The sequence below is a fragment of the Chitinophaga silvatica genome (assembly GCF_003419895.1).
In the GTDB taxonomy this organism is placed as follows: domain Bacteria; phylum Bacteroidota; class Bacteroidia; order Chitinophagales; family Chitinophagaceae; genus Chitinophaga; species Chitinophaga silvatica.
Genome location: NZ_QPMM01000011.1, coordinates 162,613 through 188,596, shown reverse-complemented (window position 1 = coordinate 188,596; position 25,984 = coordinate 162,613). Strand labels below are relative to the sequence as shown.

Genomic DNA, 25,984 nt, shown 5'->3' with positions numbered 1-25,984 from the left:
CCACCCCAAAAAAATATTTTCTTTACTCATACACACATATCAGAAGGACATCTGCATTTATAAAGCACAGATAAATTAACAGGATAAATGTAGATTTCCAGCAAAGCGAACCGGTATACGTCTGTGTACCGGATTTTCTTTTTAATGAAAAGCGATAGCTTCCAGTTTATCTGGTTTCAGTAATGTGATATTACCATTACTTACTTTTATCAATTGTTCACTTTTAAATTCACTCAGTGTACGGATCAAAGATTCTGTTGCGGTACCTGCCACAGCAGCCAGTTCATCTCTGGAAATCTTAATCGTAAATTGTTGCGTTCCTGGTTGCTGATATTTATTTTGCAGGTGGATTAATGCGCTTGCCACTTTTTTTCTTAAAGTATTATAAGCAATACCAAGTAGTCGTTGTTCTTTTTCAGTAACATTTTCAGCCAGCATTCTAACAAATCGTTTCAGCATATATGGTGCATTCTCTAAAATCTTCTCAGCATCTTCTCTTGGTATTAATGCCAGTTCAGTTTCTTCCATCACCATGGCTGTAGCCTTGTAAGGAGTATCTTCCAATAATGCGATATAACCAAAGAAATCGCCTTTTTTATATAATCCGATTACCAGGTCCTTCCCATCTTCATGCGTCTTAATTGTTTTTACCTTTCCTTTAAGCACATAATATAAAAAACGGGGAACCCCTCCTTCTTTGTAAACGATTTCCTGTGGAGCCAGCACCATAGTATTTCTGTTCTCTATGAATTCATTTACCAGGCGCAACATATCTCTATGCCCAGATACTGTAGAGGTATTAGACATATCAACCATTTCCCTGCGATATTGGCGTAGTCTGTTTTCTACTGTCAGCAACAGATCATTATTGGAAAACGGATTGATAAGGTAATCATCTGCACCCAGATTCATTGCCGACCTAAATAGGCGGGCATTGTACTTTTCTGCTATAAATATAAAAGGCACCTTTTCCAGGTCTGGGTTCTTGCGCACAAGATTTAAAACGCCCAAACCATCAATACCTTTCATATTCATCTCACACAGGATAATATCAGGTTGCTGTGCTTCCGCCAGGCTAATGCCCTCCCTCCCATTTGGTGCAGTAATTACCTCGTACCCATTCATTTCCAGTAGCTCACCAATATTTTCCTGTAAATCCTGTATATCTCCGATTAATAATATTTGTTGCATATTTCAGAAATCAAAAAGCCTTCTGCAGTCTGTAACTGCAGAAGGCTCAAAAAAGTTCACCGGATTCTGACATTTTTAGGCTTAGAAGCCAAATATTATTTATTAAGGCTGCCTCAAAACCGGATCCTCATTATTTCCCTGGTAACGCAAAAGCTACATAGGCATCGGATGATTGTCCACCCCATTTAGACCCACCACATGCTATTACAACATATTGCTTTCCGTTGATCGAGTAAATTGCCGGAGTAGCCACCCCAGGAGCTGGAAGCTTTACTTTCCAGAGCAACGCCCCAGTACGCTTGTTATAAGCTCTCATATAACCATCTGCCGATGCTCCGATAAACAAAATTCCTCCGGCCGTGGTAACAGGGCCACCATAATTCTCTCTTCCTGTTTCTGGTATTCCTTTCTTGCTTAATTCCTCAAACTCACCAAATGGAATTTTCCAAAGGTATTCCCCACTATTAAGGTTAATTGCACTTATAGTACCCCAAGGAGGACTAATAGCCGGATAACCTTCCTTTGTCAGGAATTTATGATAACCTGTAAATCCATAAAGTGCTCTTGGTGGAGCATCCCGCTTCTCGTTCCGGCCTTTATATTCCTGGTTTTGTTGTTGCTTAATATTAAGAATGAATGATGCGATTGCATCTTTTTCCAATGAATCGAGATTATTAAAACCTGGCATCATCCTTCTTCCTGTTGAAAGCAATTCGAGAAACCGTGTGTAGTTATATTTATTTTCCACTCCGATAATAGAAGGATAGTCACCGCCCCCCATACGTTCAGGACCATGGCATCCCATACAATACTGATTGTAAAATGCTGCTCCAGCCTCTAGTTTGGTTCTCTTTTCTTCTTTCGGGGCATTGTTATCAATAATATTCAGCACCCATGCCATTTCATTGGCATTAACATATAGTACATTGGTTTCAGGATCAACTGAAGGTCCTCCCCATTCGCCGCCGCCATCATAGCCAGGAAATACTACTGTTCCTTCCTTTGATGGTGGTGTAAAAATTGATCCTGCACGATAGCTTCTAAAACGCGTTAATATATCCTGGTAGGAAGAATCATCTACTAATCTGTTGAGATCTGCTTCGGTCAGGGTATGCCGTGCGAATGGTTTCGGTAATGTTGGAAAGGGTTGAGTGGGCCATAATTGCTCTCTTGCCAAGGCAGTAGTAGTATCTACAGCTCTTTCCTCAATTGGATAAATAGGTTCTCCCGTTTCCCGATTCAGAATAAATATTAAACCTGTTTTTGTTGATTGTACTACAGCATCAATTGCTTTTCCATCTTTTTTAATCGTTACCAAAACCGGAGGAGATGATAGGTCCATATCCCAAACATCATGATGTACTGTCTGAAAATGCCATATCAACTTCCCGGTAGCTGCATCAAGTGCCAGAATACAGTTTCCATATAATCCGGCTCCTCTTCTTTGCCCACCATAAAAATCGTTGGTTGGATTGCCGGTTGGTGCATAAAGGATTCCTCTTTTTTCATCCAAACTGAAGCCCGACCAACTATTGGTAGATCCCATGTATTTATAGGCGGTTGAATCTTCCCAGGTTTCATAACCAGGCTCGCCGGGATAGGGAATTGTATGAAAAATCCATTTCTGCTTGCCTGTTCTCACATCAAATGCTCTGATATGCCCGGGTGTTTCTTCCCCAACAAGTCCACTAAGAAAGAAAAGATCTTTATAAATCATTACTGGCGAAGTAGGTGCAACGAAAACTTTCGATGAATCCCTGTCCAAACCATTTCTTAAATCAATTCCCCCATCTTTCCCGAATGAAGTAACCAATTTACCTGTTTGTGCATTTACGCACAAGGCAACTGATCCAACTGTATAAATAATTCTTTTATCATCACCATCTGCCCAGTATGCGACCCCACGGTTCATATTAACGCTGCTGCGGTGCCATGTTTTATTGGCTATAGTATCTGCAGGATTAAACGACCATTTTTCAACTCCTGTGGCAGCATCCAAAGCAAACAATTTCAATTTTGGCGATACTCCAAAAAGCGTATTATCAACGACGATCGGGTTACACTGCATAGAGCCATACCTGCTACTATCCTGTTTTTCTGAGTAGTAAACCCATGCAACGTTCAGTTGATCCACATTACTTGTATCGATCTGGTTCAGGGAGGAATACCTGACATTTTCCCTGCTTCCGCCAGTAACCTTCCAGTCTGTGTATTTTTTAGCTCCGCCGGGGCCACAAGCACTATAAAAAGTCGTAAAACAAATAAGCAGCAAGAGTTTTCCTCTTCTGATTATGTTGGCAAATTTTACCGAATTATGCATAGTAATATAATATTCACATTTTCACGTGAAAGTAAATCCTCTGGAATGATAAAAATATCAAAATATTAACCTGTTATACAACTTTATTATCTATCAGGTTAAAGCTTTGAAATCTTTTGCAGGAAGGTCCTATTTTATCACCACCCGCCAGCTAACAGTGATATTACTCGTACTTAAATCAATTAATGGCTAACGTTCCTGGTTTGCTGATGTTTTATACTGCAGCGGACTAACCCCGGTATGCTCTTTAAACACTTTACAAAAGTGCGAAGCCGAGCTATAGCCACACTGGCCTGCAATTTCTCTTATAGAGTTGTCGCTTTGTACCAACAAATGACAGGCATGCACAATCCGCAAGTCACTCAAATAGCGGGAGAAGTTTTTCTGAGTTCTCTTTTTAAAAAAACGGCAAAAGCTCTGTTCTGTCATGCTGGCTATATCTGCCACCTGCCGTAAAGTGATTTGTTCATGCAAATTCTCTTTTAAAAATTTTATGACATCCACCAACCGGTCGGGATACAAATCGTCGTAATAATCAGTCTCATAATTGTTAAAAATGAATTCCTTTTCATTAGAAACAGAGATAATATTCATGATCTGCAGAAGTCCGTTTACCTTTTCAAACCCTTCAATATTAGAAAGAGAGATCAGCTTTTCGGCAATGACTTTCCGGGTTTCACCAAAAATTCTGATCCCTTTAGATGATTGTTTGATCATTTCCCGAATGCTTTCAAACTCTTTTATGGAATCAAACACCTCGATAAAAGCCTTGGGATTGATATAGGTGACTATCACCTTAGACCTGAGCTCTGAACCTTCTTCGTAAAATGCGGGATCGCTTAACCATAAATGAGGCACATTGGAGCCTACGAACACCATATCTCCCGCTTCAAAAGGTTCAATCTTATTGCCAATGATCCGTTTTCCAAATCCTTCAAGAATAAAAACAAGTTCTAATTCAGGATGAGAATGAAAACAGGGTTGTGTATGATAGGGCGACCATAAAAACATCTGATCTCTTACATCTATGTGCAAAATTTCATTGGTTAAAGGAGTAATTTCTGTTTTTAATACTCTCATTTTTTTACGTGGTGATTGTATGAAAAATTGGCCCGGGGAAACAGCTAAAATAATGGTTTTAAGGAAATTCAGTTAGTATTAAAGCTCAAAATATTTATCCATGGCCGTTAAGCCCCACAGAGGGTAATTCTATGAAGAAAAAGGGTAAGTTCATTATATTTTCCTATGGCATGGCTTATTATTTTTAGGAAAATCTGGTGGAGCACAGGAAAACTTCTGCCATCGTTATGAATTTAATTATTGGGAAACTATGAATGTGTTGAGGCATTTATTGCCTGGTTATCAATATAAAAAACAATTTGAATAACATAAATAAAAGACAAATGACATTTGCTCCTAAATCAATTTTTTTAAAGCTGGGTGGTAAATTAACAGCCCTGCTAATCCTGCTATGTGGCTTCCTGGCTCAAATTGGATGTAATGGCTCTTCAGGTACGGGGTCTAATGCTGATTCCACTGCTACTCCGGCGAAATGGAAGATGGGGATAGCATTGTACTCATTCAATCGCCACTCTTTTACTGCTGCACTAGATAAGGTGGATAGTGCTGGTATCAAATATGTTGAAGGATTTTCCTTTTATATGTTGGGAAAAGAGTTTGCCGACTCTACGCTGGGTTCCCTGTCACCAACCGGTATTGCCAGGATGCAGCAAATAATGAAGGATAAAGGCATTTCCATGGAATCTTTATATGCAGAAGGTGGAAATGTAGAAGAATGGAAAAGGTACTTTGAGATAGCTAAGGCGGTGGGTGCAAAATTTCTGACCAGCGAACCTGCCAGAAACCAATGGGATATCGCCGATAGCCTGGCAGGGGTTTATGGTATTCCTGTTGCCATTCACGAACACGGACGTGGGCATAGTGCTTACTGGCACCCCGATTCTGTATTGGCGGCAATGAAAGGCCATCCTAATTTTAGTGCCTGTGCCGATTTGGGCCATTGGGCAAGAAGCGGCCTTGATCCTGTTGAGTGTCTGAAAAAATTAAAGGGTCATATCCTGGGCATCCATCTCAAAGACATTGATTCATTAAACAATATAAATGCAGCAGATGTAACAGTAGGCACTGGGGTGATTAATTTTCCGGCAGTAGTACGTGAACTTAGAGATCAGAACTATACAGGAATGATATATGTTGAATGCGAACATAATATGGAGAATAATTTGGCGGATGTTATACAATCCCTCAAATATTTTAACGGATTATAATCTTTGGTGCAGTTGATCTGTTGACCGACCGTCCTGAAATCTGTTGATGTAGTGTCAACTTATCTTAGGGCGGTGTATTAAATAAAAAAAAGGGTGGCAAGAATACCTCCCTTTTAATATTTTAACCATATCCTATGAAAAACCTGAACCAAAGGTATATTCATTCACGTTAGTTGCAATACTTATTTTGTGAAAGCATTATTATTGTCCGTGAATGTTATGAAAAACGTGCTGTTAACCTCCTGTTAACAAATAAAGTGTATGGGAAACCTTTATCAGTTACCTAAAGTTTTCAGAGCCACGTAAGCCATAAGGCCAGGACCTACCTCCAGAGCTGTTTCATCCGCATCAAAAGTAGCGGTGTGCAAACCAGACGTGATACCACGTTCTTCATTTGCTACTCCTAACCGGTAAAAACAAGCATCTGCGACCTGAGAATATGAAGCGAAATCTTCTGCAGCCATCCAGATGTCGAGATCTACTACCTGCTCTTCACCCAGATATTCTACAGCATGCGCCCGGGTGTTGGCAGTAAGTACCTCTTCATTGATGAGAACAGGATAACCTCTTTGAATCTCTATTTCGCAGCTTCCGTCCATGCTTTCTGCAAGGGATATAGCTAATTTCTTGATTTTTTCATGTGCAGCATTCCGCCAGGTTTCATCCATTGACCTGAAAGTACCTTCCAGTTTCACTTCATCAGGAATCACATTTCTGGCTCCGTTGGCAATCATTTTACCGAATGATAAAACCGAAGGCAATGAAGGGTTGGCACGGCGACTAACGATCTGTTGTAAGGCTACTACAATATGAGAAGCAATTAGCAGCGGATCTACCCCCAGATGAGGCATAGCTCCATGTCCGCCTTTGCCTTTTACAGTGATGTTGATTTCATCATTGCTGGCCATATATCTGCCGGCTCTGAATCCGACTTTACCAGCTGCCAGTTCAGGCATCACATGCTGGCCTATCATATGTTGTGGTCTTGGATTCTCCAATACTCCGGCTGCAATCATCAGACTGGCGCCACCTGGAATCACTTCTTCTGCTGGTTGAAAAACGAATTTTACAGTTCCTGCAAATTCAGCTTTCATTTGGGTAAGTATTTCAGCTACTCCAAGTAAGGATGCAGTATGTACATCATGCCCACAGGCATGCATAACTCCATCATTGGTGGAACGATACGAAACCGCATTCAGCTCTGTAATTGGCAAAGCATCAATATCGGCCCGTAAGGCCACTACCTGGTCTGAAGGTGCTTTAGTACCTTGTAATAAAGCTACTACTCCTGTATTGGCCATTCTTTCGAACGGAATACCCAATGCTTTCAATTTATCCTCGATAAATACTGCTGTCTGGTATTCCTGATAAGAAAGTTCAGGATTCATATGTAAATGACGGCGATTGTTTATTGCCGTTTCCTGAACGGTTTTGGCCAATTGCCGGACCCTTTCTTTAAGCATTTTGCAATAATTTTTGATTGCGTTCCAGGGCCAGGAATTCCTTCACAAAGTCATCATCTACCAGATGCGGGTATGCGGCACTTACACGGGTAATTTCCTCTGCCTGCCCCGGTGATAAAACTTCGTGATCTTCCAGACACCAGATCCCTTCCAGTAATCCCTGCCTGCGCAATACTTCATGTATACCGGCAATAGACCCCTGAAAAGCATGTGACGGATCAAAGATAGCGGCATTCATATCTGTAACAGCTATCCCTTCAGTCAGCAATTCTCCGGCCCCCTTATAATCCTCAAGTATACAATTTTTTACTCTGGCAAACAGACCTGCCACTTTTTGAGTCCATACAGACCAATGACCCAACAATCCACCAGCATACTGTTTTTCTACAATACGGCCGTTTACATTGAATCGGTATGTGGTCAGCAGATCTGCCACAATATTATCGTCGTTTCCGGTATAAAGCGCAATTTCGTCTTTCCGTGAAGAACAAGCTACTGCTCTAACAACATCCAATGTCTGGTAACGATTGAAAGGTGCAGTTTTTATAGCTTTAACTCCTTTGATTTCCACGAACTGCTCCCAGAACTCATAGCTAAAGATACGACCACCTACTGAAGGTTGCAGATAAAATCCGAATACAGGGATTACTTCTGCTACTTTGCGGACATGATCGAGTAATTGGGCTTCAGAATAATCTTTCAATCCACCTAGACTTACCAAACCAAAATGGTAACCATACTTCAGCGCCAGGCGGGCTTCAGACAAAGCCTGTTCTGTTGGTCCGCAAACTCCGGCTACTTTAATAAATGGGCGGTCGAGTTGTGCAGCTTCAATTTCTTCAGCGGCTAAACGTAAAACAGTTTCCAGTAAATTAATTTCCGGATTTCTGATAGCAAATTGAGTGGTATGCACCCCTACAGCTACACCACCAACTCCACTTGCTATATAATAGCGGGTAAGCAGTCGTTGTCTGTTTTCATTTAATTTCCGCTGTTCATCAATTGCCAACGGGTGTGCAGGAATAATTGTTCCTTTATATAATAACTGTTCAATAGCAGCGTCCATTGTTCCTTCTTTAGTAATTAATTAAAACTTACCTTCTCTTTCCTGGAAGTGAGTGTCTTTATTGTTCATCTTACCACCAGCATCTAACCATGCTGCTGTGAGTTGGATCATTTGCAGCAAAGTAACTTTCGGATAACCAAACAGGCGGAAGCTTTCAGAAGCGTTGCTCAACAAAGCGGTTGATTGTTCTTCCCCAACGAGAATTGGTTTTTTATTGAATATTTTTCCGAATTCATTTGCAATCCATCTAACCGGAGCGGTTTCAGGACCTGTAATATTCAATAATTTAGCAGGAGCACTGGTTTGTAATAAGCTGCGGATTGCCATTTCATTGGCATCTCCTTGCCAGATTACGTTTACATGGCCCATGCGCACGTCCAGTTCTCTCTCTTCCCTTACTGTTTTCGCAATTTCCAGCAATACACCGTAATGCAGATCATTTGCATAATTCAATCTGTAAACGAGAATAGGTGTTCCGTATTTATTTGAAAAATGTTGGAACATGCGCTCGCGACCGAGGCAAGACTGACCATATTCACCAACAGGGGAAGGTGTTACATTTTCATCAGCACCACCGGCAAATACCGGGGTTAATGGATATACGTTACCGGTAGAATAAACTACTATGCGGGAGTTCTTATATTTTTCTGCAACTCTGCCTGGCAAATAGGTATTCATTGCCCAGGTAAAAGCTTCTTTACCGGTAGTTCCGAATTTGGTACCTGCCAGATACAGTACATTCTTTACGTCTGGTAAAGCTTGTAATTCAGCATCGTTCAATAAATCGGCCGCAATGGCTTCTACGCCATAGCTTTCCAATTCTTCTTTCAGACCTGGTTCAGTAAGCCTGGAAACACCAATTACACGTTTTTGAACGCCAGCGCGGTCAATGGCTTGTCTTAACAATTTTGCAAGGCTGGGGCCAATTTTTCCCCCAACACCCAGAATAATGATATCGCCATCCAGTTTAGCTATATCAGCTATCAATGCCTCAGAAGGTTGCAGAAGGCTGTCAACCAATTGTTCCAGTTGCGTCATATTGAATATATTTTTTTTCGAAGATGAATAAAAGCGCTACTTCAATTTTTTATAGGCTTTTTTATAGATATCTGCTAATAAAACAGGAGCTCCTTTCTTACGTTTGCTTTCTTCTGCCGCTTCCATAAATGCCAATATCTCCAATGTTTCTGCTGGTTGTACAGGCGCCACACCAGTTCTGAAGAAGATGGCAATCTGTTGTAATAGTGGCTCATACCCCTTGAATGGACCTAATGGCATATTGCCTTTCTCTCCAAAAACCCTTCCTCCAAAATCGTCAGGGCCTTTACGTGTACCTCTGAATGTTCCAATCCGCTCATCTTTCCACTTACCCACCACAACATCCATATCAGGTGTATTAAAGCGGGTAACTGATTCACAACCCGTACCCATAACCGTATATAGTGTTTCTACTCCATGTATCCCATACCAGAACAAATCGGGATGTGTTTTCTCTAAAGCCGCCGGACTATAAGTATCGGCACCCAGCACTTTACCTAAAACCTGCTGTACACCTGCCTGCTGAGCGCTTTCCATAAACCTTAGTGAGGAGGCCGAAAATACAGGAGCATTATATTTCTGAGCTGCCTCAAATATTCGCATACCATCTACCAGTGAAGCAGCCAAAGGTTTATCAATAAAAATCTTCTTTCCGGCTTTCAATACCGGCAATGCCTGATTCAGATGTGGTCTGCCATCATTGGATTCGAGCAACACTACATCCACCTTCGATAATAAGCTATCTATACTATCTACTATTTCTACTCCCATATTCTTCACCTGTTCAGTAAAGTTCGGGAGCCGTTGCTGATTCAGCGCAATATCAAGACTAGCCTGAGGAAAGGCTGCTACCACTCTCATTCCTTCCAATCCGGCTACCGGAGTAGCATTGTTAAATGCTTTGGTAAACGCAATAGCATGGGTTGTATCCAATCCAATTATCCCAATTCTTATAACAGTATCAGTAGCTGGTTTGCCAACTGCCATAAGCGGACGAAGTCCTGAAAGTATACCTAACCCTAATCCTGTAAGGGTTGAATTACGTATGAATCTGCGTCGGTTGAAATCTGTCATAGCTCGGATATTTTATTAATCCCCAGTCAGTCTTTTAGCTTTTAACAATGCCTGTGTAGTGGTATAATATTTAGACAACATTGCTGATATTTCCCATTCAGGCATTCTTCCTTCTTTAATGTATTTTAGGAATTGCTTCATTACAGCTCCAAACAGTAATTCGTGCTTTCTGATTAATGAGTCCGGGATTATTACTTCCCAACGTTCCTTAACCTGTTTCAGTTCAATTCCTGGATACGCTGTTTGCAATAAGCCAAATTGCTTATGTAAGGTGTTAATATATTTCTTGTCGTTACTTACTGGTTGTATATATAAGGTAGGTTGATAATGTTGCTCTTTATCCTGCAGCACATACAACCATGCTTTACTTCCTTTTAGCAGTGAATAATGTGTATCTCCGGTGCCAGCCGGAGCCTCATAATTCCATTGAACTGCAATATGAGCGTGAATATTTCTGATTGTATAATCAAAAGCTCCATTTGCATAAACATTCAGCAACCCATTTTCGTCAATCATTTTCTCTAACCCTGCAGGAAAACTTTCTGCTCCTGTTACTGCATTAAACTGTTGCAGGTTCAATGTTGTGGGCCAGGAAACCGCATTATCTATTTCTATTTCTTCATTATAATTCAGGATCTGGTTAGGAAAACAAGTCCATTGCACCAGATCAACCAAATGTGTGGTTACATCTACAATTCCCTCTCCCTGTTCTCTGGTATCCATATACCAAACTGGTCTGATAAGTGGTTTACCAGCCACTGTTTTCTTAAAATGATGTACACTTTTCTTAATAACTGCCGGATCATCTTTAGTACCTGTCAGCAGTTCTCCAAATAACTCCGGTAACTGTGATATTGCTTTCTGTAAAACGTTACGGGTTTCATAACGTTCTGTCATTACATCAAAAAGCAAAGTATTATTATTAGCAGCAGTTTCGAAAGATGTTTTAAGCATATTAAAACCACCGGCATCTATAGCCATTGGCTTATCTGCCAGTACATGCATATTAGCGTTGACAGCAGCAGAAATATACCCAGGTTTAAGCCGGTTATTCCCTGCAAGAATCACTATACTTGCGGGCCTGCATGCTTTCAATTGCTCTAAATATCCCGGGCCTCTGAAAATCTCTGTTGTCCAATTTTCTTTAAAAGAGGCCCGGCTATTATGGTTGGCAATTTCCTGAAGATATTGTGCTACTTCTTTTCCTTCTGGCGCCAATACTTGTATAGTAGTATCAATACCCGGGTATTGTTCCCGATGTACTAATGAAGCGTGGAAATGTCCGGGATCTAAAGCTATCAACTGCATATTCTATTTTTAGTTGTATGGCAATAAGATAGGAATTCTTTTACTTCATCAGTGATTTTTACTTTCTATTTGCTTTAACCATGGCTGGCGATATACTATCTGCATGGTTGCTCCAACTATTACGTATATACGTTAATAGTTCGGCTACCTCATCATCCGCTAAAAATGCAAAAGCCGGCATTTGCTCACCAATATTGGAACCTGAGCGACCATTCAACACAGTTTGAATAAGAGCATCGGGCTTCCCGTTTACTAATTTGCTTTGATCCAAAGAAGGGAAAGAGCCTTTCACACCTTTTCCATCTGGCTTGTGGCATGCTTCGCAATAGCTTTTATAGGTTGACTGGCCTTTATTTACGGTTGTTGCAACAGCTAGAGTTTCTTTCAACACTTCAGCGGTAGCAGGAATATTAGTACCTGGATGAATCGCTGCTAATCTGAGAATTCTGTCGTCGTGTTGTAAAGGGAACCCCTTACCGGGGTTCCAATCGCGGTTACTTGTAGCTATATAAATGTCGCCGTTCGGAGCCACGCATATATCGCGCAACCGGCCGAATTTTCCGGCGAAATAAATATTCTCTTTTAAAATACTATCCTGGGCTTTATTCAATGAAAGCACCCTTAAACTGGCAGCTTTTAAAGTTCCTAACAGGATACTGTTCTGCCATTCAGGAATTTGATTGCTTCCATAATAATCTACGCCCGCAGGAGCAATGGTTGGCGTCCAGCTGCGGAGTGGTGCAGTAAAAGCAAAGGAATCTGCATGTGCTTTTTCGGCAGGCAAATCTGCTGGGCCTTCTATAAACGGCCATCCATAATAATGTTTACGCTGGATATAGTTTACCTCATCTTCAATTGCATCACCATGTTCGCTGGCAAATAAGTGACCCTTATCTGTAAATACCATCCCCTGGATGTTTCTATGGCCTGAAGACCATACAGGACTATTGGCATAAGGATTATCTGCAGGAATGGAACCATCAAAGTTTAGTCTTAATGTTTTACCATTGATAGAAGTCGTATCAGGAGCATTTAATCCATTCGCCGCATCACCAGTTGAGAGAAATACCTTACCATCCGGAGAAATAGCGACTCTTGAGCCATTATGACCAGTGTTACCTGGTAATTCAAGCAAGGTTAGCGGGTCTTTCAATGTATCGGCTGTATAGGTATACCTTACTAGTCTGGATACAATGGAAGAATCTTCCTTCATGTGCGTATAATCAACAAATACATAGGGCTGTTTAGGATCGGCAGATACAGCCATTCCCAATAATCCTAAAGTACGTTGTCTGTATACCTCTGGAATATTTACTAATTGTTTCTTTACGCCTGTTACCGGATCTACTTTACTAATGGTACCACTTTGTTCTGTAAACCAGATCTGATTATCGGGCCCCCATGTAATTTCCCAGGGCACATTAAGATCAGAAATGATGGTAGAAATCCCCACCTTGGTAGAATCCAATTCCAGCACGGCTTCTATTGGTTGCCGGAATTGATCAGCAGCATGTTTTGATTCACATCCCACTGTTGCAACCAACGCTAATGAACTTAATCCTATAATTCCTTTTCTCATGATAACAGTTTTATAGCACTATGAATTCCTAAACCAATCATCAGTAATAAACCCAGTATTGCTGCAATGTTTGTAAACCTGCTGTTCTTCAACGGCCCCATAATCTTTTCATCATTGGCAACAAAAAACAGTGCAATTCCGATAAATGGAACAATGAAAATGGTAACAGCCTGTGCCAGTACGATCAGCTCCAATGGCAGTTTACCAAAGGTGATGGCAACAGTAGCACCGATTAACATGATGATAGCAATGAATACACGTACCATCTTTGAACTGAGCTGGCCACCATATCCTAATGCATCTCCCAGTAAAGTACCTCCCAAAGCAGCATTTCCTAATAAAGAAGAAAATGAAGCTCCGAATAGTCCAACCAGGAATAAGGCAGCAGCAGCATTACCAAACACAGGTTCAAGTGCTTTAGCCATATCTGTGGCAGTTGTTATTTTGATACCTGCCGGATGTAATACCATGGCGGCACAAATCATAACGGTGGCACTCATAAATCCAAGGATCAGCATACCAGGTAAAGCCTCTTTACCTGTGAGTTTCAAATCAGGTCTGATACGTCTTCTTTCCTGCACCAGGTATGATTGATAGATAGCTCCTACAATAGAGAAACAGCTGGCAGTAAAGGCAATGATCAATCCCATTGATTTATCAGGAACAGAAGGCACAAAACCTTCTACAATCTTACCTACAGGAGGTTGCGACATCAACATCGTAACGATAAAAGCAAAAAGCATCATTATGATGAGTGTGATCATTATTTTCTCCAGTACTTTATAAAAGCCTTTCAGCAAAAGAATAGTAATCCCTAATAAATTACATACTATGATCCAGATTACTTTGGGAGTATGAGTGGCTTCAGCCAGTGTAATGCCGGCACCAATAGAGTTTCCGGCCTGAAAGGAAGCAGTAACCAGAAACACTCCTACCCCAATGGCAATTCGTGCAGGAGTACCCCATTTATCGGCTATAGTACTAAGCAACGATTTATTGGTAGCGATACCCACCCGGGCTGCCATCGTTGTAAAAATGATCATGAAAAAGATGGCAACTACTACCAACCATAATAAGGAGAAACCATAATCGGCTCCCATGATTGAAGCGATAGTAACCTTACTGGGTCCAAACACCAGCGCAGCGGTGATAAGCCCCGGACCAAGCGATTGAAGCCAGGCTATTGATTTGCTTTTTTTTGTTTGAGTAGTTGACATAGCTGGTTATTATCTTATGCGAAACGGATATAGAAAAATAGAACGGCGGCAGTAATAATAGCCCACCAGATAGTTGGATTACGCCAACCCTGTTGCAAGGCCTTTTGATCGGGAGGTAAAGACAAACTGGCCTTATTCCAGATAAGTCCTTTCAACTCAGCTTCCGGTTTAGGTTTAGTCACTAAACTCACTAACACACATAACACTACGCAACTCCAGAATACAATACCGGTTCTGTTAAAGAAAGGCATAGTCGGGAAAATCAGTTCCATGGCAATAGACATTGGAATCGTCAGAATTCCCGCAGCCAATGCACCCGCATGTGTGGTTCGTTTCCATAATATTCCAAGCAGGAACATCGCAGCAATACCTGGAGTGAATAACCCATAGGCATTCATCAGATAAAGAAATATTGGTTTCTTTGACTGGGTCAGAAATAAACCGGTACATAGTATTCCGATCATAATAATAACGGAACCGGCTATACGACCAAATCTCACTGCTTGTTTTTCAGTTGCCTGTTTTTTGAAATAAGGGAGATATACATCTACCGTCAGGATGGTAGTACAGGAGTTAATAGCTCCGGAAAGATGAGACATTACTGCTGCAATCAATCCTGCCATTACCAGCCCTACTAATCCGGATGGCAATAATTTTTCGACTAAGGTTGGAAATAACAAATCTGGTTTCTCCAGATTTGGAAATAATTTAGGTGCTACCAAAGCAGGAACGGTAATGATAATAGGCACCAGGAATTTCAGGTAATCGCCAAACACTACACCCATTCTCGCATGCCATTCATTTTTCGAAGCCATTACTCTTTGAACAATGAACTGGTTAGTAGCGCAATAAAAAACACTGATACAAAGCACTCCACCCAGGTACATAGTCCATGGGAAATCCTGATCCGTAGCCGGCAGAATTAAATCCCAGTCTTTCATGGTATCGGTGATTGAAGAAACGCCTCCAGCGGCATGTACAGTAGCAATAGTAAGCGCAATTCCACCAAGGATCAGTACTCCTAATTGCAGCATTTCTGTCCAGATAACTGCCCGTAATCCACCAGCAATGGTATAAACACCGGTAATTAAAGCCAGTATTACGACACTCGACATTACAGAAATTCCAAATAGAGAGTGTAATGACAATGCTCCCAGATATAGTACAGCACTAATTTCAACCAGGATATAGGTCAATAGGATCAGACCTGCATACGTGGTTCTTGCAGCCGCCCCAAATCTTCGTTCAAGGAATTCGGGTACTGTATAAAATCCGTTGCGGATATAGAAAGGAAGGAAAATCCAGAGTAAGGCATTAAAGCCCATGAGAATAGCGCCCCATTCCATTGCAATAGCAACGAAACCACGGCTATAAGCTACGCCCATTGCGCCTACCAGGTGGTGGCTACTAATATTGGCAGCAATAATACTACCACCGATCATCCACCAGGGTAATTTATCACCAGCCAGAAAATAATCTCTTTTGGTTTGCTGACCTTTACGGGAAGCATACAGACCAAGGCCGATAACACCTAGAATGTATATCCCGAAAATTGCAGCATCTAAAGCGGTTAGGTTCAAATTCATTTCGATAGGATCATTCGTTGGGAAATAGCTGTAGCTGAAGCTGTCAGCAGTTCAAGTGAACCAGGTGCAAATGGTGTTTGCCAAACTGCATAACTCTGGTCGTGATACGAAGATGCAGGAGGTAAATAACCTGCATATCCGTTTACAATATTTATTACGGCTACTGCGGCAGGTGCCAGTTGCTCCCGCAACTGTTGCTGAAATGCGGCATAAGCCTCATTGGGTTGCCCCACCAACACAGCATCGCCTAAGCGCCATACCCATAAAGGCATGTTGGAGGTATCTCCGTCTCCGATTGTTTTACGGATACCTCTTTGTCGCCATAAGCGTTCTTTAATTACATGATCCGTACATTGCTCCCAGGCAGCTTCTATTTCTGCCAGGGTAGGTAAATCTTTTAAAGGGAGGGATACCAGTTTCATCTCCGCCTGTTTGGTTGCATCAGGCAGGAAAGTTGTTTTATTCCACATGGCTAGTGTGGCTCCTGATTCTACTACACCCGTAAATTCCAGCGCCGTTTGTGGCAGCTGCATAGCTTCCAGAGCAGCCAGGGTAGCATATCCGAGTTGACGGCCATACTGATCGGCCAACGTAGTATCGCCGCTATATTGTTCTGCAGGCGCCAGTTCACCGGATGCGCCCTGTAAAAACAGACATGGTGCATTGGTAGAACCCTCAACAACCAGACGCAAGGCTCCTACGTAATCGGGAGATATTAAATCATTGGCAGCACCTAAAGTAGTAGGATGACAAGCATAATTCACTATAGAACCGATGATAGTTCCATTAGCATCTGTTAGTCGGCCTACCAGTAAGGTATCGTCGGCTGGTTTTAATACATTAAACCCGGTGAGAATACGATCGGTACCTTCTTCAGGTAATTCTCTGTTTTTGGCCAGGTCACATTTGCTGTAGTTCCAGGAAAGAGTGGCCAGGCTGGCATTTGCCAGGGCCGATTTACAGGCACTGATAGCGGCTTGTTTAACACTTTCCAGGTAAGGAATTATGAAATGTCCACCTGGTTTGTTTGCATCTTCACTGAAAGTACTCGGACCGGCATGGGTATGCGTTAAACAAAACATCAACTGGTAAGGTTCCAGTGCCAGCGCATTCAGAATACCTTCTCTCAGTTGACGTTCATCTGCTGCGCTTTTCCACCATCCAAGATCCGCAGAGATTAAAAAAAGTGGTGCATCCTTTTCATCCGTTTGAAAGGAGAAACAGGTAAGTGTCAGCGGCAGGTGCACGCCTGCTGACACTTCATGTTTGGCTGCGCCCCAGTTACGGGCAAAAATGCCCACCGGAGGCGTAATATCCTCTCTCCCTGTTCCTATCCATCCACGGAATGAAGGATTTTTGAATGGCATATATGATTTCGCTATGCTCATAGTATCTATCTCACAAGTGAAAGACCACCATCCATTAAAAGGATGCTGCCCGTAATATGTTTATTTCCAGGATCGCTCAGGCGAAGTACCTGTTCTGCTACTTCTTCAGCCGTAATTAAGGCTTGTACAGGAACTTTCAGACGAGCATCTTCTTTCTGTGCAGGTGATTGTTCCCAGACCTTGCGACTAAGGCCGGCATCCACGTATCCCGGTGCTATTTCATTTACCGTAATACCATGAGGAGCCAGTTCTAAAGCCATACACTGGCAAAGCATACGCATACCGGCTTTGGATACCGAATAAGCAGGGATATGAGCATGAACAGCTTCTGCAGCCCAGCTACCTACAAATACCACACTACCTTTTTGATCCTGTTGTAATAATCTGCTTGTAACAGCTCTGGATACGTAAAATGCACCATCCAGATTTACACGTAATTCTTTTGACCACTGTTCATCAGTAATCTTATATAAACCGGCAATTGTTACCGTTGCAGCATTAGCGATAGCTATGTGAACGGTACCGAAAGCGTTGGTAGCTTCAGTTACCCAGGCATCTACTGCCGCGGCATCTGATACATCAACCTGTGTATAACTGCATTTCACAGAAAGCTGGGTTAGTTCGTTGAGCAGGGAAGCAGCCTGAGCTGAAGGCTGAATATCTCCTACGGCAACGTTGGCACCCGATTTTGCAAATGCAATCGCTATCGCTTTTCCAATATCTCCAAGGCCTCCGCTAATGAGCACTGTTTTCTCTTCAAATAATTTCTTCATGCCGGTTTCATTTAGTTATTACCAATCACCTACGCTACCGTCTTTATAGAAAGTACGCTGTAATACCTCTTGCTGGAACGGATGTTTCTTTACAACTGCTTCGTTGATTTCGATACCCAGTCCTGGTTTTGTATTAGGTCTTACGATTCGTCCTTTTTTCTCAACAGTAAATCCTTCACTAACCACTTCATCTCTCCAAGGTACATCATTATGTACGCTTTCACATATTGCATAGGAAGGAGTAGCAAAACCCAATTCAATGGAGGCAGCAGTACTTACCGGCCCCTGAGGATTGTGAGGAGCTACCGCCACGCGATAGGCATCTGCTAAGTTGGCAATTTTGCGGGCTTCACTCAAACCACCACAGTGAGTGATATCTGGCTGGATAACACTTACGGCACGTTTTTCGAGCAGGTCGCGGAACTGGTGAATACCTACCAACCTTTCACCACTGGCGATAGGGGTTTTTACGGCACGCTGAATCAGGGCGATATCGTCCATTGTTTCAGGCCAGCATGGTTCTTCGAAGAAATACAAACCATATGGTTCCAGTGCCTTTGCAAACTGCATACCCATCAGCGGGCTTGGGCGTGCGTGGCAATCAACCATGATATCAATATCCTCTCCTACAGCCTCTCTCATTGCTTTTACGCAAGCTTCGGCATAACGGATTGGTTTCAGACCTTCTAAAGGCATAGTTTCAGGAACGGCCATAGATTTGAAGGCGGTGAACCCGTCTTCAACCGCTTTCTGTGCCAGTTCACCAAATCGTGCAGCATCATCCGGACGGGTTTCGTAGAAATCTTCCATTTTCCCACCACCTAAGTGACAGTATAAACGGATATAATCTCTAACTCTTCCACCCATTAATTCGTGAGATGGTACATTATGAACTTTACCCAGAATATCCCATAGGGCGATGTCAATACCACTGATAGCAGTACCTCTTACTATACCGTTACCATGCCAGAAATGCTGGCGGTACATCATTTGCCAGAGATGCTCAATTCTTCTTGGATCTTCTCCTACCAGCAATTGAGAAATATCCTCAATTGCACCAACAACGGCACGGGTATGCCACTCTAAAGTAGCTTCACCCCAGCCCCATAATCCAGGTTGATCGGTAACAATCTTTACAAAAATCCAGTTACGCATCCTGGCATGGCATACATGCGTTTCAATCGCGGTTATTTTCATAAATGAGCAACGATGTTTTTAGTTTTCTCTAATGTTTCTTCAATATCTTTTACAGTGTGGGCAAAAGAGATACTACCTTGTTTGATAGGCAGTGGGAAATTGAAGATACCGTTCTCGATCAGCTTACGACGATATACTTTATCGTATTCAAAGTCGTGATTTTCCATGATATCATGGAAATCTACCGGTGCATGATCCATGAAGTAGGTACAGAATGCAGAGCCCTGGCGGGAAACAAAATATTTACGGCCAGTAGCAGCAAAAATTTCATTCAATCCATCTTCCATCATCTTACCCAGTTTTTCTACATGCTCATAAACACCAGCTGAAGATAATTTCTTCAATGTTGCAATAGCAGCAGCAGTAGTAAGCGGATGAGCATTGAAAGTACCTGCAATCAGTACACGTTTGCTTCTCTCCGGATGTACAAAGTAATCCATGTATTTCTTCTTACCAGCAATTACCCCAAGAGGATAACCATTGGCAACGGCTTTACCGAAAGTGCTAAGATCCGGCTGAATACCGCACAGTTGCTGATATCCACCCAATGCATGACGGAAACCTGTTTTTACTTCATCAAAGATGAGCAGGAATCCTTTCTCGTCTGCCAGTTTGCGCAAGCCTTGCAGATAGCCAGGCTGAGGTTTCAGAATACCTACGTTTTGCAAAATTGGTTCGAGAAGAATAGCTGCAACAGGGTAACGCTTAACTATATATTCTACGGACTCGAGATCGTTGTAGTTGATAATGTGTACGAGTGATTTGTGAGCTTGTGGAACACCCGCAGATGAAGAATCATAAGGGTATTCGCCCGGGCTAACTCTAGGTCCAATGTCATCCAGTGAGCTGATAACGTTGCAGGAAACATCGTTATGCCAGCCATTGTAGCCACCCTGCATAACGATGATGTGATCGTTACCGGTTACGGCACGGGCTATACGTAGTGCGTGATAGGTAGCTTCAGAACCGGTAGTGGCAATCTGTACACTTTCAGCAGTTGGTACACACTCGCAAAACAGTCTGGCAAATTCACCTTCCAGATTAGTAGGACCAGCGCTCATCAGTAAGCTGTCCTGATTCAGGGTTTGCATTACAGCAGCATTAACATCCGGATCGTTGTGCCCCAGGAAGGTAGCCGCAAATCCGGCCTGATAATCGATATACTCATTTCCTTCAAGGTCCCATACGCGGCTTCCCAAACCTTTTTCAAATACAATATTTGGGTCTGCCTTCCGGTTAAGTGATACAACACCACCGGGAATCCACTGTTCATTGTTCTTCAACAGCGCTGCTGATTTTGGCCATGCATTCATAATATGATACTGTTAATATTTTTTAGATTGTTTGTTGATAATAGTCAGAGGCGTTCCATCCGCTGCTAGTCTGTATATCTCGAAAACTGACCATTCTTAATCTTAGCACCAGGCAGAGAAAAAAATTCGCCAGGAATGTTCATTGTTGAAAATTGTTTACCAGTAAAAATCATTAACACTTAATTTCCAATACATACTGGTAGCTTTATCAGCATTAGGGATTCGTACAACATGGAAGATCTCATCGGGTTTCACTTTACAATCAGATGAAGTTGCTAAAAGGTTTAACTTCCAAGGGATGCGAAACTGATTTTTAGTTACTCGTTAATCGGGTCCGGAATATCACAGCACCAACTCCAATGCACAATTTCTGTGAGATCCCGGACCGTTTTAACTTGGTTCCACGTATTAATTCTTACTCAAATCTATCCTTAATTATAGCCGGTATTTTGTTTCAAAACACCTGGATTGTATAGGTCGATCTGTCTCTTTGGAATAGGAAACAGGGCCATATACGCTTGCGGAGATAAAGTGGTAGTTAAGGCTACACCAGTAACGTTATTGTATAAACGTTCTTCTTTAGCCATAACAGTAGTCATTTTGCCGGTACGCACAAGGTCCATCCATCTTTCATTTTCGTAGGCAAATTCCAATTGTCTTTCCAGCAATAATTTGTTGAGGAAATCATCTGCCGATGCAATATCAGCAGCTACATAGTTGTGAGTGGTATTGCCAAAGGCTCTTTCACGAACTCTGTTCAACTGCACCAGTGCATTTCCTTTGTCGCCTGAGTTGTATAAAGATTCGGCATACAATAAAACAACATCAGCATAGCGAAGTACAGGGATATCCAAGCCCGAAGATCCAATAATATGTTTTACAGCATATTTGCTGACATATGGATAGAAGATTGCAGGGCCTCCCGAAAACGGAACATACATATCAGTAATGGTATTAGCTTTACGCTTATCACCCGCTACAAATTGTTTGTTGAGGCTCCAGGATGGAAGTGCTACTTCATTTCCTCTTTCTACGTTTTGATACAAACCACCATTTGGAGTATAGGCAGTTGAGAGTGTCTGACCATTAGAACTTTCGATATATTTCATGGTAAAGATCACCTCTTTGTTATCTTCAGTAGCCAGGCTCCAGAGGGTAGAAAACTCTGGTTCCAGGATATAGCTAAACTCGCTGTTGATTCTTTCGAAGCAGGTTTTTGCACTTGCATAATCCTTACGATAAACATATACCTTACCCAACATACCCAGTGCAGCAGCTTTATTTGCTCTACCAGGAGCAATAGTTTTAGGAAGTCTATCAACTGCATCCTTCAGATCAGTAATAATCAAAGCGTAGATATCATCTGTACTTGATTTAGCCATGTTTTTGGCATCGCTGATAGAAAGTGAGCCGGTTACTTTTGGTACACCACCATAAAGACGAACCAGATCGAAGTAGAAGCATGCACGCATGAATTCAGCCTCACCGGTATATTGATCTTTTGATGTGCCCTGGTAATCGGTAGGCACATTGATATTCTCAAGAATTGCATTCGCTCTTCCAATACCGGTGTAAGTAGCTTCCCAGAAATCGGCAGCAATATTATTGTCAGAAACTACGGCCAGGTTATCCATATCTGATCCTCCTGCTACAGCAGTATTACTACTCATGTACAGGTTATCAGAAGGCAACTCCATGATGAGGAAGTCGGTTTGTTTACGCTGTTGCAGTGCATTGTATACACCCACCACAGCGAGATTCATATCGTTAGATGTTTTATAATAGTTACCTGTAGTTAAAGTATCTTCAGGTTTAAGATTCAGCAGCTTTGTGCAGCTTGCCCCACCCAACAAAAACAACATCTGAGCAGCAATGATAGTCTTTTTCATCTCTGTTTCTTTTGTGGATTAAAAATTAAAGTTGAAGCCCAATGCATAAGAACGACTCAATGGTTCAGAACCGGTATTATAACCTGGCTTACTGTTTACACCCCCGATTTCACCACCAGTAAATCCTTCCGGGTTATAACCATGAAATCCTTTCTTGGTGAGCATTAGTGCATTGCTTACAGAGAAGTAAACGCGGCAGGCATTCATACGTAACTTGTTAGTGATTTCTTCAGGAATTTTATATCCCAGGTTGATGTTACGGATCGACAGGAAAGATGCATCTTCAATTAATACATCAGTTGCAGCCCATGAAGCGATGTTATTCAGTGTAATCGCAGGAGTTTTACCATCGCCAGGATTAGCAGCAGAATACCATTGGTTTTCTACCAGAGAACGACGCATAGCCCCTAATAAAGTACCTGCATAATATTCGTTCTCGAAGTTGTACATCTTAGCGCCCACGGAAGCCTGCATAGCAATGCTCAGATCAAAACGCTTCCAGGAAAAATTGTTCACCATTCCAAATATTGCCTTAGGCTGGAAGTTGCCTAAAATCATTTTATCGTCTGGGGTGATGACTTTGTTGCCATCACGATCGTATATAATTGCGTGTCCGGGTTTGGTGCCGCCCAATGCAGGGGTATTGGCAATTTGTTCTGCATTCTGGAATACACCGATTGTTTTGTAACCATAGTAAGAGAACATTGGTTCACCTACTCTCAGGATCCAGGACATACCAAACTGGTCTGTTACCACTCTTTCTTTTACATCACCCAGATCTTCTACCCTGTTTACATTTTTAGAGAAGTTGAAGGAAGTAGACCAGTTGAATTTACCAACCACGTTGCGGGTTGTTAATTCCAGTTCAATACCCTTGTTGCTTACAGAACCGATGTTAGATAAACCGGTAGCGAAACCAGTAGTGATTGGAACAGATACTTCGTACAACAGGTCTTTGGTTTTCTTATTGTAGTAATCGAAGTTTACATTGATGCGGTTATCCAGCAATCCCAATTCAAAACCCAAGTCGATACCTGCTGTTTTTTCCCAGGTCAGATCAGGGTTGCCATAGTTTCCTTGAGCCTGACCTTTCACGATAGCGTTACCTGGAGAATAAATGGCATCTTTCATTTTACCTAAGTAAGCGAAATCACCAATATTGAAGTTACCTGTAACACCATAGCTGGCGCGAACTTTCAGGTCGCTGATGGCATTAATGCTTTGCATAAATTCTTCCTGTTTAACTCTCCATGCGAGGGAAGCAGACGGGAAGTAACCCCATTTAGAGTTAGGACCAAATCTTGAGCTACCATCAGTTCTGATAGAAGCAGATAACAGGTACTTATCTTTATATGCATAGTTTACACGGCTAAAGTAAGAAACCAGGCCCCATTGCGATTTGGTGAAAGTGCTGAGAGCAGTGTTTATGGTAGCATTGCTCAGAGAGTGAATGATATCGTTGTTGAAAGAACCGGTTACTGCGTAAATGTTTGAAGCCTCAGCCCAGTTACGTTGGAACGACATACCAGCAATAGCGGAGAGGTCATGTCCACCTTCGAAAGTGGTATTATAGCTTAACACGTTTTCATTGATAACATTAATAGTATTAGACTTGATCTGGCTACCGGTAGATCCTGCAGCATTACCCCATGAAGTCTGATACTTATCGTTGGTATTGTAGGCGATGTTAGTTCCTACGGAAGATCTCAAGCTTAAACCTTTAGCAAGATTCAGTTTGAGGTACATATCACTGATGTTGGCAAAAGTTGAACCATAGTATTCAGTACCATCAAGTGTTGCAAGTGGATTTAATTGTCCACTTACCACTGCGCCCCAGTAGTCGCGTGCTTTTGGATAAGAACCATCGGCACGGCGGGTTTGCACGAAACTTGGGTACTTGGAGAAATTGGCTATATCAACGGAAGGAGAGCGAAGTTTGGAATAGGAAGGAGTCAGCATAAAGCCCAGTTCAACCAGTTTGCTTGCTTTAACGTCGACGTTGGCACGCAGACCATATGTTTTGAACCAGGTATTGCGTAAAGTTCCTTTTTCATCTTTATAGGTACCGGCAACGTAGTAGGTAACCTTATCGGTACCTCCACTTGCGGAGAGATTGTAGCTTTGAATAGGAGCTGTTTCCAGTACTGCATCCTGCCAGATTACAGGGTTTGCAGAATTGATGGTATCGTTAACCTGGTAAGCAACAGGTCTTCTTGCATCACCCCAAACAGGGAGAGAAGGATCGCCACCAGCCCAGGCAAATTCTCTGTTTTGGAATTTCACGGCGTAGTCGTAATACTCTTTACCGGTGATCCAGTCGTTATGGCCCATGGCTTTAGACACACCGGCATAGCCGTTGAAGTTGAATTTAGTTTTACCGGCAGTACCTTTTTTCATGGTAACCATGATAACGCCACCGGCGGCACGAGAACCGTAGATAGCGGCAGAAGAAGCGTCTTTCAATACTTCGATCGATTGAACATCGTTCATATTGATGTTACCGAGATTACCACCTGGTACTCCATCAATTACAACCAGAGGTTCGTTACCGGCACTGATAGAACCGGCACCGCGGATACGAATGTTCGGAGCCTGGCCAGGCTGACTTCTTGCCTGAGAAATGTTTACACCGGCCAAACGACCAACCAGGGCGGCTTCCGGGCGACCGGCAGGCATTTGGTCCAGGTTTGTGTTTTCCACTTTTGCAACAGCGGCGGTAACGGAACTCTTTTTAACGGTACCGTAACCGATTACCACTGTTTCATTTAAGGTAGTTTTTGATAATTGTAGAGAGATATTGATATGTTTACTACTTCCGACAGCTTGTTCGGCTTTATCATATCCTACAAAAGAAAAGGTTAGAATATCGGCAGCAGTGGCGCGCAGGGAGAATTGACCTTTGGCGTCGGTAGCGGCACCTGTTTTACCCCCTTTAACCATTACGGTTACACCGGGAAGTGGTGTTTGTGTCTGAGCATCCAATACAGTACCCTTGATTTCCTGCGCCTCCTGTGCAAACACATGGAGTGGTTTGCAGAGAGTGATGGCAATTGTGAGCAACCATGCGAAAAGGTGAAGGTGTTTGCCTTTCATAATACGTTGGTAGATAAAATGGTTAGATAATGTCTGTCCCTGACTCTGACCCTGATTAAATAATTAATCGTTGTGTCGTTCATCCTGTCTGCACAGGATTTATTTGTCCTTTTTACAGCTTGTTTGTAGTTGACGGGTGTGAACCTGTCAACAGTTTTCCTACGTGCACGGATATACTAATATGCATCTCCGTAATTTTGT

The 25,984-nt window shown here is 42.3% G+C and carries 18 protein-coding genes; 1 reads left to right on the top strand and 17 read right to left on the bottom strand.

Going from position 1 to position 25,984, the window contains the following annotated elements; translation table 11 throughout:
* Positions 1–141: 141 nt before the first annotated feature.
* The 3 genes from DVR12_RS20270 to DVR12_RS20260 all read right to left on the bottom strand — a co-directional run bounded on the left by DVR12_RS20270 (position 142) and on the right by DVR12_RS20260 (position 4,591).
* A complete protein-coding gene (locus DVR12_RS20270) occupies positions 142–1,191 on the bottom strand; it encodes a cyclic nucleotide-binding domain-containing protein (protein ID WP_116977621.1) in 1,050 nt (349 codons plus the stop codon).
* 130 nt (positions 1,192–1,321) lie between these two features.
* On the bottom strand, positions 1,322–3,511 hold the full coding sequence (locus DVR12_RS20265; RefSeq protein WP_199417160.1) for an outer membrane protein assembly factor BamB family protein: 2,190 nt from the start codon (positions 3,509–3,511) through the stop codon (positions 1,322–1,324).
* A gap of 189 nt (positions 3,512–3,700) precedes the next feature.
* A complete protein-coding gene (locus DVR12_RS20260) occupies positions 3,701–4,591 on the bottom strand; it encodes a helix-turn-helix domain-containing protein (RefSeq protein ID WP_116977620.1) in 891 nt (296 codons plus the stop codon).
* 323 nt (positions 4,592–4,914) lie between these two features.
* Between DVR12_RS20260 and DVR12_RS20255 the strand changes: the two genes are divergently transcribed.
* Complete coding sequence (locus DVR12_RS20255) at positions 4,915–5,799, top strand: sugar phosphate isomerase/epimerase family protein (protein WP_116977619.1); 885 nt, start codon at positions 4,915–4,917, stop codon at positions 5,797–5,799.
* A gap of 275 nt (positions 5,800–6,074) precedes the next feature.
* Here the strand turns inward: DVR12_RS20255 and DVR12_RS20250 are convergent, their stop codons facing one another.
* The 14 genes from DVR12_RS20250 to DVR12_RS20185 form a co-directional block, all read right to left on the bottom strand.
* The gene (locus tag DVR12_RS20250) at positions 6,075–7,262 is read right to left on the bottom strand and encodes a M20 metallopeptidase family protein (protein ID WP_116977618.1); all 1,188 of its coding nucleotides are present in this window, start codon (positions 7,260–7,262) and stop codon (positions 6,075–6,077) included.
* Positions 7,255–8,328, bottom strand: a complete 1,074-nt coding sequence (locus DVR12_RS20245; RefSeq protein ID WP_116977617.1) for a dihydrodipicolinate synthase family protein — start codon at positions 8,326–8,328, stop codon at positions 7,255–7,257. Before DVR12_RS20245 ends, DVR12_RS20250 begins: the two co-directional genes overlap by 8 nt.
* Before the next feature lie 21 nt (positions 8,329–8,349).
* A complete protein-coding gene (locus DVR12_RS20240; RefSeq protein ID WP_116977616.1) occupies positions 8,350–9,366 on the bottom strand; it encodes an NAD-dependent epimerase/dehydratase family protein in 1,017 nt (338 codons plus the stop codon).
* 36 nt (positions 9,367–9,402) lie between these two features.
* Positions 9,403–10,440, bottom strand: a complete 1,038-nt coding sequence (locus DVR12_RS20235) for a Gfo/Idh/MocA family protein (protein ID WP_116977615.1) — start codon at positions 10,438–10,440, stop codon at positions 9,403–9,405.
* 15 nt (positions 10,441–10,455) lie between these two features.
* Entirely contained in the window at positions 10,456–11,748 is a 1,293-nt protein-coding gene (locus DVR12_RS20230) for a putative oxidoreductase C-terminal domain-containing protein (RefSeq protein WP_116977614.1), read from the bottom strand.
* A 58-nt stretch (positions 11,749–11,806) separates the two neighbouring features.
* Positions 11,807–13,327 (bottom strand): PQQ-dependent sugar dehydrogenase, encoded by a 1,521-nt coding sequence (locus DVR12_RS20225; protein ID WP_116977613.1) that lies wholly within the window; start codon positions 13,325–13,327, stop codon positions 11,807–11,809.
* Entirely contained in the window at positions 13,324–14,544 is a 1,221-nt protein-coding gene (locus tag DVR12_RS20220) for an Nramp family divalent metal transporter (protein ID WP_116977612.1), read from the bottom strand. Before DVR12_RS20220 ends, DVR12_RS20225 begins: the two co-directional genes overlap by 4 nt.
* 14 nt (positions 14,545–14,558) lie before the next feature.
* Entirely contained in the window at positions 14,559–16,130 is a 1,572-nt protein-coding gene (locus DVR12_RS20215; protein ID WP_116977611.1) for an SLC5 family protein, read from the bottom strand.
* The gene (locus tag DVR12_RS20210) at positions 16,127–17,518 is read right to left on the bottom strand and encodes a neutral/alkaline non-lysosomal ceramidase N-terminal domain-containing protein (protein ID WP_233522432.1); all 1,392 of its coding nucleotides are present in this window, start codon (positions 17,516–17,518) and stop codon (positions 16,127–16,129) included. The genes DVR12_RS20215 and DVR12_RS20210 overlap by 4 nt, the downstream gene beginning before the upstream one ends.
* Before the next feature lie 5 nt (positions 17,519–17,523).
* Positions 17,524–18,291, bottom strand: coding sequence for an SDR family NAD(P)-dependent oxidoreductase (locus DVR12_RS20205; protein WP_116977609.1), 768 nt, complete (start codon positions 18,289–18,291; stop codon positions 17,524–17,526).
* 18 nt (positions 18,292–18,309) lie between these two features.
* Entirely contained in the window at positions 18,310–19,488 is a 1,179-nt protein-coding gene (dgoD, locus tag DVR12_RS20200; RefSeq protein WP_116977608.1) for a galactonate dehydratase, read from the bottom strand.
* Positions 19,485–20,801 (bottom strand): aspartate aminotransferase family protein, encoded by a 1,317-nt coding sequence (locus tag DVR12_RS20195; protein WP_116977607.1) that lies wholly within the window; start codon positions 20,799–20,801, stop codon positions 19,485–19,487. Before DVR12_RS20195 ends, dgoD begins: the two co-directional genes overlap by 4 nt.
* A gap of 431 nt (positions 20,802–21,232) precedes the next feature.
* Positions 21,233–22,690 carry a RagB/SusD family nutrient uptake outer membrane protein gene (locus tag DVR12_RS20190; protein ID WP_116977606.1) on the bottom strand — a complete coding sequence of 486 codons (1,458 nt, stop codon included), beginning with the start codon at positions 22,688–22,690 and terminating at the stop codon, positions 21,233–21,235.
* A gap of 18 nt (positions 22,691–22,708) precedes the next feature.
* Positions 22,709–25,783 (bottom strand): SusC/RagA family TonB-linked outer membrane protein, encoded by a 3,075-nt coding sequence (locus DVR12_RS20185; RefSeq protein WP_116977605.1) that lies wholly within the window; start codon positions 25,781–25,783, stop codon positions 22,709–22,711.
* Positions 25,784–25,984: the final 201 nt, after the last annotated feature.